Raw genomic sequence first — 14,625 nt, 5'->3', positions numbered from 1 at the left:
CCGGCGAAAGATCGGGACGTTTGTGCCTGGAGACGAAGCGATGAGCGTGTTGTTCGATACGGATGCAATCAAGCCGGCTGGTGAGTCGGAGCGCGATCTAAACAAAGCCTTTCTTGCGTCGGAGTGGCGTATCATCCCGCTTCTTTTTTGCCTGTGGCTGCTCGCCTGGGTGGATCGTGCCAACGTGGCGTTCGCCAAATTGCAAATGCTTTCGGATCTGCACTTTAGCGAAACAGTGTATGGACTCGGCGCAGGGCTGTTTTTCCTGGGATACGTGGTGATGGGTGTGCCTTGCACCGCGCTTCAGCAGCGCCTGGGCGCAAGGACCACGATATCGGCCATCGCCGTGGGTTGGGGGCTTACGAGTGTCGCCATGATGTTCGTAAAATCTCCCGCGACGTTCTACGCCTTGCGCTTCCTGCTTGGGGCATTCGAGGCAGGGTTCTATCCTGGCGTCATTCTTTACTTTAACGAGTGGTTCCCCACAAAGCGTCGTACGCGCAATTTCAGCATTTTCCATTCGGCAGCGATTTGTTCGACGATCGCAGTGGGGATGAGCGGCGGATTCGTGCTTGAACACATGAACGGGTTCGTCGGACTGGCGGGCTGGCGATGGATGTTCGTTCTTCAGGCGATTCCCACCGTCTTGCTGGGCTGCGTGGCGTTCTTTCTGCTGCCCGACGGCCCCTCTACTGCGCGCTGGCTGAGCGCTAGCGAACGAGAGCAGATCCTGAGGAGCATCGCCGAGGATCGCCAGAACGGCGCTCCGCAAACCGGCAAGGCGTCACACAAACTCCTCGCCAACCCCATGATCTGGGTCCTCGCGGGCATCTACTTTTGCATACTGACCGCCAATTCCGCCTTGGGATTCTTTATGCCCACGATCCTGCGTGAAGCAGGGTTCGGAGGCTACCGTTCGGTTGGCAATGCCATTGCAGCGATCTGCCTGCTGGGCGCGGCGGGGAACATTGCGTTCTCGACATTCGCGGGCCGCTATCGGGACATTCGCTGGCATTGTGCGGTTGCGTCGCTGGTGAGCGTCGTGAGTCTGATCGTACTGGTGTTCGCGTGGCACAGCGACCGGACGACGACATTCTGTACGCTGGTGCTCGCGATCGCCGGGACTGGAGCGGGTGTGTCGTTGTTCTGGCAAATCCCTGCACGTTTCCTGAAAGCTGCGGAGATGGCGCTCGCCGTTCCGCTTATCAGCTCGATCGCCAACTTCGCGGGTTTTCTTACGCCGTGGTTGACCGGCTATGTGCGCGACGTGTCGGGAAGCTACGCGAGTGGCTTTTTAGCGGCCGGGATCGTCCAGGCATTTTCCGCTGTCCTGCTCGTCGTAGGGATTCCCGTGGTGGCCCGTCGACTGTTGCCGGGCCTTTCGCAAGCACGCGAGTAAGGCAAGGGTAGCCGACGAGGTGGGGTGAAACCTCGTCGGTCGCCCGTGATTTTTTTGTCATAAATAATCAATAGTGCTAAGGAATGGAGACTCATGAAACGGAGCATGAACAGGCGGATTCGGGTGATGTCGTTGGCGATATCCAGTGCCTTGCCTGGCGTCGCGCATGCACAGAGCAGCGTGACGCTCTATGGCATCGTGGACGCAGGCCTGAGTTACGTGAACAACGTCGCGGCTCATCCAGGCGGTGTCGGCGCGAGCAAATTCCAGGAAACAACCGGTGTTGGGGTGCCCTCTCGCTGGGGACTGCGTGGTGTCGAGGATCTGGGCGGCGGGAATTCAGCCGTTTTCGTTCTGGAAAACGGATTTAGCGTGGCCAACGGGACCCTGTTGCAGGGATCGCGGTTGTTCGGCCGACAAGCCTATGTCGGTTTGCAGAACGATGCGGTCGGCGTGTTTTCACTCGGGCGTCAGTATGAACCGCTGGTCGATTTCGTCGGGCCGTTTGTCTCGTCCCGACAGTGGGGGACGCAATACGGCGCGCACATCGGCGATGTCGACAATCTCTACACCACATTTCGTCTGAATAATACGGTCAAATTCGAAAGTGCGAATCTCGCGGGGTTCACGTTCGGGGGGCTGTATGCGTTCAGTAACCAGGCGTCCGGTTCGAACGGGGACGGCTTTGCGAATAATAGTGCGTGGAGTGTTGGCGGTAGTTACACGCGCAACGCGCTTTCGCTGGGCGTCGCGCACTTCCATCTGAGCAATCCGTCGGCGGGGGCGACAGGCGGTAGCAATACATCGGGCGCAGTAGCAGGGGATTATTCGAACACCACGTCGATCTTTTATACACAGCCGGTCAGTTCGCAGGATATTACCGGGGCGGGTGCCTCCTACGAGATGGAAAAGTTCACGATCGGCGGAGCTTATACCTTCACGAAGTTGCGATACACGAATCACACGAGTTTCTCGATCGCGAATTACGAAGTGAATGGGAGATATCGTTTCACCCCCACGCTGCAAGCCGGGGTGGCCGCCATTTATAGCGTCGGCAATGTCGAGGGTGCGCAGTCCATGGCGAATATCAGCGACGGCCCTCATCCTCATTGGCTGCAATTCAACACGGGACTGATCTACTCGTTGAGCAAGCTTACGGAGATGTATGCGGTTGTGGTCTATCAGAAAGCGCTGAACGGAGCGTTGACGGCGGCAATCAATAACGTTGGCGGCTCAACAGGCGCCAATTCCCGCTATCAGGTGGCCGCAGCCGTGGGTGTACGGCATCGCTTCTAGTCGCACTTAAGCCCTCCTGCGCCGCTGCGAGGTGCAGGAGGCTTACCCTTTGCGTGCTGTCGACAAATATGGGGTGGCATGCATGTTGATAATCTGGTCAACAGTGTTCTGCGTCCGCAGGGCTGCACCCGCCAGCGACACCGGCATAGAATCGAGCGTCAGATGATTCAATAGTCAGGTGTCCCGTGCATTCGATCCTTGCAGGTTTGCTGTTTGCCTTTGTCGCAACCGCCTATTTCATGCCGGCCATGATTGCCCAGCGAAAAATGAAGCAGGAGGCGGCGCGAATATTCGTGCTCAATCTTCTGCTTGGATGGACGGTCACCGGATGGATGGGCGCCTTCAGTTGGGCCGTGAGTTCAGAGGACACGGACAGTCGTACCGCGGCAAATGCTGCGCGGTGGCGCAAAGCAGGCGACTACGAAAAACGGGTCGAACGGTCTTCCTGTTCGTCCTGATCCACACGCCGTTGTGTATATTGCATTTAGATCAATCGTTTCGACTATTCGTCATAGGTTACGTCATGCTTTCTAGCGGGGTGGATGGCTATGGATTACGTCGAGACGTTGCGCGTCTTTCGCACGGTGGTCGAGGCACGTAGCTTCACACGGGCTGCCGACACTCTGGGCGTGACGACGCCCGTCGTTTCCCGGGCGATTGCATCACTCGAACAGCGCATGGGAAGCCGCCTGTTCCATCGGACAACCCGGCAGATTTCGCTGACCGAGACGGCCGAGCGATTCTACGAGCGTTGCGTCGGGATTCTCGACGATCTCGAGTCGCTCGAAGCCGAGACATTTAACGAGGCCAGGGAGGCGACCGGCGTTCTGCGTCTGGTGGCGCATACGACTGCCACTGTCGATCGTCTCGTGCCGCTACTGGCGAGTTTCAAGCGCCAGAATCCCAAGGTCAGTCTTGACGTGACCCTAATCGAGCGGCCCGTGGATCTGGTTGCGGATGGTTATGATCTGGGAATCGTCGTGCCCTACATGCTGACGAGCGACACCACGGTCACCAGGCTTCTTGAGCGCGTTCCGCAGATTATCGTTGCATCGCCGGGCTATCTTGAGAAGCACCGCGCGCCAGCCGAACCGGCAGATCTTGCCGAGCACGTTTTCGTTGCGGTCTCCCCGTCCATCAGAAAGCCAACGCTTGCATTCAAGGTCGGCGAGGAAGAACGTTCGGTTTCGCTGAAATTCGATATCGCATCGAATAACCCTGTCTTTAACCGCGAGATGGTTCGACAGGGCTTTGGTCTGGGCGTGCTACCCGAAGCGCTGCTACACGACGATCTGGCGGCCGGTCGACTGGTGCGATTGCTGGAAGGATACGAACTGGCTGATCATGCCATCGAAATCCGCCTTGCCTATGTCACACGGACATTGATGCCCGCCAAGGTGCGTGCCTTCATCGATCACGCAACGGCGTTCTTCGAGTCGCGCGCGCGAGGCCAGGATGCGTCACGCGCGTGACGCTGTTGCCGCTGGCGCTGCGCTCACCGTGAGCGCCCGCGCGTTTCGATTCCGGCATCGGGTGATTCACCGGTACTGGGCGTATGCATCGGGAGAAGAGGAGCGAATAAGGCTGTGATGCAGCCCGTTATCCTGGCTGGTCTGGGGTACTTAGGCACACAGGCAAACCGGTGCAGCATTCTGCGAGGCATAAAACAGCTGCGCCCCGCCGTGAGGCAGGGCGCGCGTCTGGCCGCGAACCAGTAAAAACCGATCAGAAGAAGCCGAGCGGTTTGTCGCTATAGCTCACCAGCAGATTCTTGGTTTGCTGGTAGTGGTCGAGCATCATCTTGTGCGTCTCGCGCCCGATGCCCGACTGCTTGTAGCCGCCGAACGCCGCATGCGCCGGATAAGCGTGATAGCAGTTGGTCCAGACGCGTCCCGCCTGGATCGCGCGGCCGAAGCGATACGCGCGTGTGCCGTCACGCGTCCAGATACCCGCGCCCAGGCCATAGAGCGTATCGTTCGCGATTTGCAGCGCTTCTTCCTCGTCCTTGAAAGTCGTCACCGACACAACCGGTCCAAAGATCTCTTCCTGGAAAATGCGCATCTTGTTATGGCCTTTGAAAACGGTTGGCTGTACGTAATAACCGTTCTTCAGATCGCCATCGAGCGCATTGCGCGTGCCGCCGGTGAGACACTGCGCGCCTTCCTGCTTGCCCAGATCGAGATACGACAGGATCTTCTCGAGTTGCTCCTGCGAGGCCTGCGCGCCGATCATCGTCTTCGTGTCGAGCGGGTGGCCCTGCACGATGGCTTCGACGCGCTTGAGCGCACGCTCCATGAAGCGGTCGTAGATCTTTTCGTCGATCAACGCACGCGACGGGCAAGTGCAGACTTCGCCCTGATTGAGCGCGAACATCGTGAAGCCTTCCAGCGCCTTGTCGATAAAGCTGTCGTCGTGATCCATCACGTCGGCGAAGAAGATATTCGGGCTCTTGCCGCCCAACTCCAGCGTGACGGGAATGAGATTCTGGCTCGCGTACTGCATGATGAGCCGGCCCGTGGTGGTCTCGCCAGTGAACGCCACCTTGGCGATGCGCTTGTTCGAGGCGAGCGGCTTGCCCGCTTCCAGCCCGAATCCGTTCACGACATTGACCACGCCCGCTGGCAGCAGATCCTGAATCAACTCCATCAAGACGAGGATGGAGGCGGGCGTTTGCTCGGCGGGTTTGAGCACCACGCAGTTGCCTGCTGCGAGTGCGGGCGCGAGCTTCCACGTCGCCATCAGGATGGGGAAATTCCACGGAATGATCTGGCCGACCACGCCTAGCGGCTCGTGGAAATGGTAGGCCACGGTGTCGTTGTCGATCTGCGAAATCGCGCCTTCCTGTGCGCGGATCGCGCTGGCGAAATAGCGGAAATGATCGATTGCGAGCGGAATGTCGGCCGCGCAGCTTTCGCGCAGCGGCTTGCCGTTGTCGATGGTCTCGGCCACGGCCAGACGCATCAGGTTGGCCTCCATCCGCTCGGCGATCTTGCCCAGGATATTCGCGCGGTCAGCGGGAGAGGTGCGGCCCCAGGCATCCTTCGCCTTGTGCGCTGCATCGAGCGCGAGTTCGACATCGGCTTCGCGTGAGCGCGGAATCGACGTAAAGGGCTCGCCCGTGATCGGTGAAATATTGTCGAAGTACTCGTTGCCGACGGGCTTGACCCATTGTCCACCGATGAAATTTTCGTACTGCTTGCGGTATGGGTAGTCCGTGGTGAGGTACTGCAACTCTGCGTGGTTCATGCGGATGCTCCTCGCAAATCGTCGCTGATGGACGTCGGTGGACCGACAGGGGAAAGGCGGCTACGTTGTATCGCAAGGAATACTACGCCCGTCGGCGCATGACGTCCGAAGTTTTGATTTTGCGCTGCACAAGCCGGAGTGGCCGCTCGCAGGGAGGGCGCATCCGTTTAGGCGTACGGTACGTATTGCAATCCGTGCGCGACTTGCGCGCGCTTTGTACTGACGCTTTGAACTGATGTTTCGGATGTCCGTGATTCCCTTGGAGACCGTCATGAAAACAGCATCACGTGTCGTTTCGGCCCTGACCCTCAGTCTGTTCGCGGCGGCCGCTTACGCCCAGAACGACGCCATGTCCGCGAGCATGCCGATGGACGCCATGACGCCCAACATGGCGTCTGCCCCGGCGCATTCGGGGCATGCGACCAAGGCCGACCGCACATTGGCGCGCGCGGTGCGGCGCGCGCTCGGCAAGACTTCGGGTTTCGATGTATCGGGTGTGTTCGTGCGGGCGCGCGATGGCGCGGTGACCTTGAGCGGCACGGTGCGCAACGGCGACCAGATCCGCCAGGCCGAGGACGTCACGCGTTCCGTTCAGGGCGTGACCTCAGTCACGAACAAGCTCTCGCTCTTTCATGGCGGCAACGGTTGATCCGGTCGCGCGGTTCGAGCCCGCGATCATGCCTTGAGGTTCAGCGCAGACACACCCTTGCGGCTGCTCGTCCAGCGTTTGCCGGGTCCGAGCCGGTCGACATGCTGTTGCAGATCCCGGCCCCATGCGTGGCCGCTCGCCGCGCCCAGGTCGCGCACGAGCTTGACGACCTTCACGCGCGTGCAGTGTGAGAGCAGCCGGTCGAGCACCTTGGGCCGCAGATCGTGCAGCGTGGCGGCGATGGCGACGGCCTCGTCGAGCGATTGCCCTTTGCCGCCCCGCTTGCCGATATCGCTCGCGAGTTCGAGCAAGGCGCGCTCAGGCCGCGAAACGAGAATCGACGGATCGAGATTCGGTAGCGGCGCGACGGCGTGCTTGTCGGGCAGCGCGTCGTCGAAGAGGCGCGTGGTTTGCAGCGTGTGGGGCAACTGCGCGTCGAGCCAGTCGGGCATGACGTAGGGGCGCTCGGCCCAGAGCACGAAGCGCGTGTGCGCGTCGATGCTCAGCCGGCCGCCTTGCCACTCCAGCGCGGTCTTGCCGCCGATATGCAGGCCGGTAGCGTGCCGGCCCAGATACGCGAGGATGCCGGCGCGCGTGGGCTGATCGCCCGCGAGCAGATAGGCGCCTTTGGAAAGACGTTGCAGCCAGCCGGCGCTGACGAAGTAGGTGGTCTGTTGCGCGCTTACGCCGCAATCGCGCAGCATGTGCGGGTCGAGCGGTTGTCCGCGCGGGACGCCTTCCATGAGGCGTAGGAGTGTCTTGCTGGCCATGTGTTCGAATGACGGGTTACGGGCGGACCGGCTGGCCAGAAGGCTCGATCTCGCGCATGATTTATTTTAATTGAACCCGGTAATTTTTGTATTTGATACGAAAAAAGTATGGATTCGCGCAAAGCTGCTAAGTGAGGTTCAGGCCGCCATCGGAGAGCAGGATTTCGCCGGTCAGATAGTCGGAGGCGACGAGCATGGCCACGGCCTGGGCGATATCGTCGGGCGTGGCGGCCCGGCGCATCGGCGAGCGTTCCTTCCAGAGTTGCTGCGCGCCGGTCCAGTCCGCCGTAAGTGGCGTATCCACGAGCCCAGGCGCCACCGCATTCACGCGAATTTCGGGCGCCAGCGAGAGCGCGAGCAGGCGCGTCACGTGATTGAGCGCCGCCTTGGTCGCTGCATAAGGGATCGACGCGCCCTTGGGCCTCACGCCCGCATGCGAACTCACGTTGATCACGCAACCTGGTTTGCCGCGAGCGGCGGCTTCGCGTAGCGCCGCCTGTGCCTCGGTCACGAGCCGGAACGGCGCAATCACATTCACCTCGTGAAGCTCGGTCCACACGGCCGGCGTGGCTGCTGCCAGATCGTCATGAGCAATCACGCGACTGATGCCGGCATTGTTGACCAGCACGTCGAGCCGGCCCCATACCGCGATGGCCTCGCGGATCAACCTGACGCGCTGCGCGTCGTCGGCGAGATCGGCCTGCACGTAGGCGGCGCAACCCAGTTCTTCGGCGAGCGCCTGGCCGGCCTGCGCCGAGCTGCGCGAATGCAGGACGACGGCATAGCCATCGCGCGCGAGTCGTCGGGCGATGGCCGCGCCGATTCCAGACGTCGAACCGGTGATGAGCGCAACGGGGCGGGTGGTGTTCATCGTGCGTGCGTGAGTGAGTGATGGGTGAAGTGTTCGGGCGCAGCGTGCTGCGCGAGTGTGGACAGTCTAGCGATCAACGCCGGTTTCTGGCGGCGAACCCGCCACGCCTCGTTTCTCGATCCGTAATGCGTTTCGAACGCGTCGATGCGACCCGCTCACGCACTACCGCTCATGAAATCGAGCACCGCCTTGAACCATCCCGCTGTCGTATCGATCACGAGCAACTGACCGGTGGCGGGGTCTTTCTGTCCGCTCGATATCCAGAGCACGCAGCCGTCCGCGCCTGCTGCTCTGAGCGCTTTCAGGCGATACAGCATCTGGTCGTAGGTGAGCAACTGGCTCGCGCCGCTGCTGTCGGTCCAGACCGGTGTGATATACGGCAGCACGTTCTTCGTCGTGCCGTTGAGCGTGTCGAAGGCGTGCGATTGATCGATCGCGTAGATCGCCGCGTTGTTCCAGTTCGCGTCGCCGGTTGCGGTGCCGTCGTAGCCATAGTTGTAGAGCGAAGGGCTGTAGTAGTCGACGAGCGCCGCCACTGCCGCATATTTCGCATTGAGCGTGTCGTAGGTTTGCGTGGTGGTGGCGCTCCAGCCAAAGGTGTTTTGCGGCACCTCGGCGTAGAGGCCCACGCGCGCGCCGGGATTGTCGGCCTTGAAGGCGGTCAGCGCGTCGCTCAGGTTCTGCACGATGCTCTGGCCATTGCCGGTTGCGGTGGTGGGATAGAAACGCTTTGTGTCCCACACTTCGAGGTCGAGCGACACGGGCGTGGCGCCGGTGCTGTCCGCGCTCGCGGCGGCCGTTGCGATCTTGGTGGCGTCGACCGTGTATTGATCGGTGCAACTGGAGAGCGGGCAGGTGACGAGGTTGCCGGAATAGATCAGGTTGAGCGGTGAGATGCCTAGGCTGCGAAACCAGGCGTCCGAGATCGCATTGACGCCGCTCGCGTTCTGGTACGACTTCAGTTTGAGGAATTCGAACACGGCGAAGGGGCTGGCGCACGTGACGCTTGCGCTTGCCTGATGGCCGTCGCTCGTCGCGGCCGTGATCGTGGCGCTGCCGGTTGCCCCGCAGGTCACGGTGCCGCCGTTCGTCACGCTTGCCACCTGGCTGTCGCTGCTGGCCCACGTCAGGGTGGTGCTCGTGGCATTGGCGGGCTGCACGCTCGCCGTCAAGGCCGCGGATTGCGCGGGCGCGAGCGTCAGCGTGGTGGGGGCGAGCGTCACGCCGGTCACGGCGATGGCCGCCGGCTGCACCGTGATTGTTGCGCGGGCAACGAAGCCGCCGTCGGCCGTGGTGGCGGTGACGACAGCCGAGCCTTCTGCGATGGCCGTGACCTGACCGCTCGCATCGACCGAGGCGATGGCGGGCGCGGCGCTGCTCCATGTCACGCCGGGGTTGGAGGCGTTGGACGGACTCACCGTCGCGGTGAGCGCATACGTGCTGCCTGCGTCGAGGGTCAGCGCGCTGACATTGAGGATTACGCTCGTCACCTTGCCCGGTGCCGTACTGCCGCTTTCCGGCACGGACAGGGCGGCGCCAGGCTGCGAGCAGCCGGCCGCATTGCAGGCTTCCACGGCATAGTTGCCGGCATGGCCGGAGTTGGCTGCATCCACGTAGTGCGTGGTCGTCAGGCCGCTCGCGAGCACTGCGCCGTTGCGCAACAGCGTGTACGAGGTGGCGTCCGCGCTTGCGCTCCAGTTGATGACGGTCTGCTGGGCCGCATCGACGGCATAGGTCGGCATGGTGGGCGTGCCGGGTTCGGTGGCCGCGAGGGTCGTTGCGTTCGACCCGGCGCCGCACGCGGTTAGCGCCACGAGCGTGGCAAGCGTGGTCGTCAAGGTGATTGAAAAACGGCGTCGTACTTTAAACCTCATGAATACTTTCCTGCTCCTTTCGAATTTCGATGTGTCGATTTCCCGCGCAATGGATGGCCGTTTTAATCGATTAATGCGCGCGCTAACGTTTGCGCCAATAAAAAGACTTCGCCTTTTCGATTAAAATTGATTAATCGAAAAAAATATGGGCTCGGCTATTTCGCCTTGAAGGCGTTTTTAGCGCACGGTCGTTTTATCGGAAGGACGGAGGAAAAATTGAGGGGCAATTCATAAATCAACGCGGCTTCAGCTTCGACCTCGCTTGCGTGCCGATGTCGAAGCCGCCTGGCTAAAGGCTCAACGATGGACTCCGCCGAGCCCTCAAGCCGTCACCACGCCACGCAACTTGTTGAGCAGCTTGAGCCCGCGCCGCGCGACGGCGGAATAAAGCTCCGCGCCCTTGAGCGTCGCATCGAAGTGCCGCTCGTAGGCCTGCACGCTGATCGGGAAATACGGCGAAAGCTTCTCCACCACCTGTTCGAGCGGAATGCGCGTATTGCTCTGGATCACGGCAAAGAGGCCGTCGCTATCCTTTGCGAAGTGCTCGGCGCCGCTCCATTCCTTCATCTCGTCCGCGTACCACACGCTGTTGCTCGCGTGCAGCGTGCGCTCGCCCGGCTGTGCGCCCACGTGGTACTGATCGAGCAGACCTTCGCGGTCGGCGTTGAGCCAGTACAGCGTGTACTCGGTCCAGTCGAGCGCGTAGTTGGCGAGCAGCACGCGGCGCCAGTCGGTGCCGTACTGGGTTTCCAGGCGGCGATGCAGATTCAGGCAGAGCGTGCGCGAGAGAATCGTCGGCGTCCACCAGAGCCCTTGACGGTCGAGCCCCGGATCGACGTCGAGCAGCCTGGCCGAAGCCTCCCAGAAGCGCTGCCCCTTGTCGCGCGGCTGAAAATGCGTGAGCGCCCGGCCGTCGCGGATCAGCGTGTCGGCGGTGAAGGGATGCGTGGCGAAACAGTCGGGGTCGAACACGAGGAAATACTCGGTCTCGATCAAGGCGGGCGCGTACAGCTTGAGGATCTGCTGGCGGTGCCAGTTGCGGATCTGATGGCGCTGCGAGAACTCCGCGAAAATGCCCATGTGCAGCGACTCGTCGATCACTTCGACCGGGAAATCGGCCCACGCCTTTGCGTAGCCCCTGACCTCGTCGATTTCGTCGTGCGGCACCACCAGCACGAAGCGGTGAAAGGTCTCGGGTGTCGTGAAGTGGCGCAGCGACGAAAACAGGATGTCGCAACGGCCGATGTTGTCGGCGTAGTGCCGTCCCCGGGTCTTGAGCGGCAGGATCGCGCTGATTTGGGTCATGTTGTTATGGCCGTTCGCCGGCACTTTGAGTTATTAGAAGAAGCGGTAGACGAAGTCGGGAATGTAGCCGCGACGATGCGTCAGGGCGAACCCGACCAGGCGGCCACCCGCATCCTGCACCTGCGTTTTCAGGCTCAACGCCACGGGCTTGCGGGTCGTCTCGGCGCGCACGGCGAGAAAGGTCGCGTCGGCCAGCGCGGCGTTTTCGATGCCGGCGAACGACTGGCTCGCGGGCGGCGCATGCAGCACGATGTAGTCGTGCGCTTCGCGCAGCGCGGCAAAGAGCTGGCGGGTCTGTTGCCACGACGAGGGGAACATGCCGTTGTGCGTGCGCGCGACTACGATATTGTGCCCATCGACATGCTCATAGACGAGGCCGTGGCTGCCCGATACGTCGGTGGGCGCGTTGGTGCGTTCGCGCGCGGCGCTATGGCCCGGCCAGGGCAGCAGGCCTTGTCCGTCGGGCTGGCCGTAGAGCGGCGCCGCATCGGGCGCCGATGCCAGATCGAGCACGAGAATGGGTCGGGCCGAGCGGTGCTCCAGTTCGACGGCGAGCCCGCGAATCACGGGCTGCAAGCCGTCGTGATCGCCGAAGGACAGCGCCATGACCACCTTCGAACGGGCATCCGTGCTCGCGTTGATGGCGGCGATCATGCGGCCGTAGGCCAGATGCGCGGGGCGGCTGGCGGCGTTCGCGTCGGCGCTGGCGATGCTCTGTGCGCCGGGCCGGCGCGCGCCGCCCAGCATCAACGGGGCAGCCAGCACCGGCAGCAGCAGCGAGCGTTCGACCTGCTCCGGGCTCAGGAAAGTTTCGCGCAGGGTCGCAAGCACCAGCACGACGAGCGCGGAAATCACGAGGCCCGCCGCGAGCGCTGCCGCGATGATCAGGCGGCCCGGCACGCTGCGCACCGAAGGCGGGTACGGCGCCTGGATCACGCGCACGTTCGTGCTGTTGACTTCGCTGACCTGGCCTTGCTGGATCTTTGCCTGCTCGACCTGGCGTGCGCGCTCCTTGTAGTTGTCGCTGAGCAGGTCGCGGCTGGCCTGCAACTGGCGCAACTGGCTCGAGATATCGCTGAGGTTTTTCAGCCGCGTGCGTGCGTCCTTGATCTGCCCGTCGAGCGCGCCTTGCAACGCGGTTTCGCCTGCAATGCTCGCATTGAGCGTGGAGAGCTTGCCCTGCACCACGTCGTAATAGTCGTTGTGGCCAACCCGGGTCGCCGTGGTCATTTCCCGCTTCTGGCGCGCGATATTCGCGCGCATGTCGGCGACCTGCTGGTCGAGTTGCTGCACGAAGGCCGAGCCAGGCAGGTAGCGCGAGGCGAAATCGGCGCGGCGCGTCTCCAGCTGCATCAGCGAAACCTGCATCGTGTCGAGCGCGTGCGCGGCCTCGGAGTCGTCGGTGTAGATCGGAATGGTCGCGTGCACGCCCTTCGAGGATGCCTGCATCGACTTCAGTTCGCCACGGTCCTGGGCGAGCCGGGTGTCGTTCGCCAGTTTGTTCTGCACGAGCTGGCTTTCGAGCAACACGGCGCGCGAAATCTGGTCGTCGATGTCGACGATGCCGTGCTGCTTCTGGAACGCGAGTAGATCGGCATTGGCGCGGTCGAGTTGCGCCTTGACGTCGTCGAGCTGGCCGGTCAGGAAATCGACACGCCCCGACGTGAAAATCGTCGCGCGGCGGCGGAAATACTTGTCGAGCAGGCGCGCGAGCGCATCGGCCGCGACTTTCGGATCGGCATCGTAGTAGGACAGCTGGATCGTGTTGGCGAGATCGTTCTGCTCGATATGCAGGCGGTGCTCGAAATCCTGCAACTGGGCGTTGATTTCGCGCTCGCTCGCGCTCGGACCCAATTTCGAAATGATGACGTCGCGATGGAGTTCAGGGCTGCTGAGGATCTGCGCTTCCACACTGTCGAGCTGGCCGGCGACGGGTTGCAGGCCGGAGGAACCGTTGGCATTGTTGGACTGATCGTAGTAACCGGCAAGCAGGACGAGCAGGGTGGCCTGGGCGCGAAAGGGCATGGGCACCGCAAGCGACACCACCACACCCATTGCGACAATGGCAAAAAATACCGCTGCTGCAATCTTGCGGTAATAAAAAAAGGTGTTGAGATAATCCCGGATAGTCAAGTCAACAACAACTGCTCTGCGCTCAGGCCTGGTCCTAGTTGTAATAACCATAAGGTTGTGGTTCCCGGCCCACAAGTTAGATACCGAAGGCGCATATAATACGTAAGAAAACATGACGCAGTCTGCATTTCTATAAATTTAGCGCGGCCCCTGTCGTTCCCTGATGACACTTTTCGGCGCTTATCGTTTGCGCCCACGGAACAGGCAGTTAGCGCCACCAACCACTCGCTCGATGAAGACAATTCGCCCGGCTTTCGTCCTGGTGCTGATGACGCTGACCGCCTGCACCCGCACCTGGGTGGAGCCGCAATATCAGCGACCGGCAAACTTTGCCACATGGGTCGATACGGCCCCTTCGGTCTATCGCATCCTGGCCGGCGACGAACTCTCGATTACATTGCCTTTCAATAGCGAGCTCAATTTTCACGGGCCGGTTGCGCCGGACGGCACGCTGACGATGCCGTTCGCGGGCACGCTGCCCGCGGCGGGGCTGTCGGTCACGCAGCTCGCGCAGGACATCGACCGTGCGCTCGCGACCAATGGCGTTGCGGGCAATGCGCATGCATCGGTGGCCATCACGCAGTCGTATGCCCATGTTTATGTGGGAGGCCAGGTCGCGCATCCCGGCGAGGTCGCGTTGCGTCCCGGCATGAGCGTGATGCAGGCCGTGTTCGCCGCGCAGGGTCTGCTCGATACGGCGCGCACCAACGAGGTCGTGCTGATCCGGCGCAGTCCGGACGGCCGCCCGATGCTGCACACGGTCAATTTCGACGCGCTCACTCACATGGCCGATCCAAGCCAGGACGTGGTGTTGCAGGCCTCGGATACGATCTTCGTGCCGAAGTCGTCGATCGCCGAAGTCGATCAATGGGTCGATCAGTACATCGAAAAAGTACTGCCGTTCAGCCGCAGCCTCGACTTCTCCATCTCGAACAATCCCACCTGGCCCTAAAGGGGCGTGGCAGTCCGGTCCCGGCACAGGAACCCCTTCCAGGCAGATCACCTTGTACGAGATGGAAACAGCCTCTTCGACGGCCGGGCTCGCCCCTGTCTTTTCAGCCGAACCGGCAAGAGTGCGCGTC

General features: G+C 61.8%; 12 protein-coding genes. 6 read left to right on the top strand and 6 right to left on the bottom strand.

The genetic code is table 11. The annotated features are described in order from the left end of the window. The first annotated feature begins 40 nt into the window (after positions 1 to 40). The 4 genes from U5782_RS15625 (at position 41) to U5782_RS15610 (ending at position 4,167) form a co-directional block, all read left to right on the top strand. The gene (locus U5782_RS15625; RefSeq protein ID WP_322044751.1) at positions 41 to 1,399 is read left to right on the top strand and encodes an MFS transporter; all 1,359 of its coding nucleotides are present in this window, start codon (positions 41 to 43) and stop codon (positions 1,397 to 1,399) included. 93 nt (positions 1,400 to 1,492) lie between these two features. Further along, positions 1,493 to 2,695, top strand: a complete 1,203-nt coding sequence (locus tag U5782_RS15620) for a porin (protein ID WP_322044750.1) — start codon at positions 1,493 to 1,495, stop codon at positions 2,693 to 2,695. Positions 2,696 to 2,880: 185 nt separating this feature from the next. Beyond that, positions 2,881 to 3,153, top strand: coding sequence for a superinfection immunity protein (locus U5782_RS15615; RefSeq protein WP_322044749.1), 273 nt, complete (start codon positions 2,881 to 2,883; stop codon positions 3,151 to 3,153). 90 nt (positions 3,154 to 3,243) lie between these two features. Further along, a complete protein-coding gene (locus U5782_RS15610; protein ID WP_322044748.1) occupies positions 3,244 to 4,167 on the top strand; it encodes a LysR family transcriptional regulator in 924 nt (307 codons plus the stop codon). 253 nt (positions 4,168 to 4,420) lie between these two features. On the opposite strand, the gene adh is transcribed toward U5782_RS15610, so the two are convergent. Beyond that, positions 4,421 to 5,941 carry an aldehyde dehydrogenase gene (adh, locus tag U5782_RS15605; protein WP_322044747.1) on the bottom strand — a complete coding sequence of 507 codons (1,521 nt, stop codon included), beginning with the start codon at positions 5,939 to 5,941 and terminating at the stop codon, positions 4,421 to 4,423. Positions 5,942 to 6,212: 271 nt separating this feature from the next. Between adh and U5782_RS15600 the strand changes: the two genes are divergently transcribed. Next, positions 6,213 to 6,590, top strand: coding sequence for a BON domain-containing protein (locus U5782_RS15600; RefSeq protein ID WP_322044746.1), 378 nt, complete (start codon positions 6,213 to 6,215; stop codon positions 6,588 to 6,590). Positions 6,591 to 6,616: 26 nt separating this feature from the next. Here U5782_RS15600 and U5782_RS15595 read toward each other — a convergent pair whose 3' ends face one another. From U5782_RS15595 to U5782_RS15575, 5 genes are all read right to left on the bottom strand, one after another. After that, positions 6,617 to 7,360, bottom strand: coding sequence for a type IV toxin-antitoxin system AbiEi family antitoxin domain-containing protein (locus U5782_RS15595; protein WP_322044745.1), 744 nt, complete (start codon positions 7,358 to 7,360; stop codon positions 6,617 to 6,619). 127 nt (positions 7,361 to 7,487) lie between these two features. After that, complete coding sequence (locus U5782_RS15590) at positions 7,488 to 8,231, bottom strand: SDR family oxidoreductase (RefSeq protein WP_322044744.1); 744 nt, start codon at positions 8,229 to 8,231, stop codon at positions 7,488 to 7,490. A 155-nt stretch (positions 8,232 to 8,386) separates the two neighbouring features. After that, complete coding sequence (locus U5782_RS15585; protein WP_322044743.1) at positions 8,387 to 10,105, bottom strand: Ig-like domain-containing protein; 1,719 nt, start codon at positions 10,103 to 10,105, stop codon at positions 8,387 to 8,389. Between the two features lie 321 nt (positions 10,106 to 10,426). Beyond that, entirely contained in the window at positions 10,427 to 11,410 is a 984-nt protein-coding gene (locus tag U5782_RS15580) for a DUF6492 family protein (protein WP_322044742.1), read from the bottom strand. 33 nt (positions 11,411 to 11,443) lie between these two features. Continuing rightward, positions 11,444 to 13,543 carry a hypothetical protein gene (locus tag U5782_RS15575; RefSeq protein ID WP_322044741.1) on the bottom strand — a complete coding sequence of 700 codons (2,100 nt, stop codon included), beginning with the start codon at positions 13,541 to 13,543 and terminating at the stop codon, positions 11,444 to 11,446. Positions 13,544 to 13,775: 232 nt separating this feature from the next. Between U5782_RS15575 and U5782_RS15570 the strand changes: the two genes are divergently transcribed. Continuing rightward, a complete protein-coding gene (locus U5782_RS15570) occupies positions 13,776 to 14,495 on the top strand; it encodes a polysaccharide biosynthesis/export family protein (RefSeq protein ID WP_322044740.1) in 720 nt (239 codons plus the stop codon). Positions 14,496 to 14,625 lie beyond the last annotated feature (130 nt).

Origin of the sequence: Paraburkholderia sp. J67, assembly GCF_905220265.1 — a bacterium.
Taxonomy (GTDB): Bacteria; Pseudomonadota; Gammaproteobacteria; order Burkholderiales; family Burkholderiaceae; genus Paraburkholderia.
Note: the sequence above shows the minus strand (reverse complement) of the source record. Positions and strands in the feature narration are given on the sequence as shown.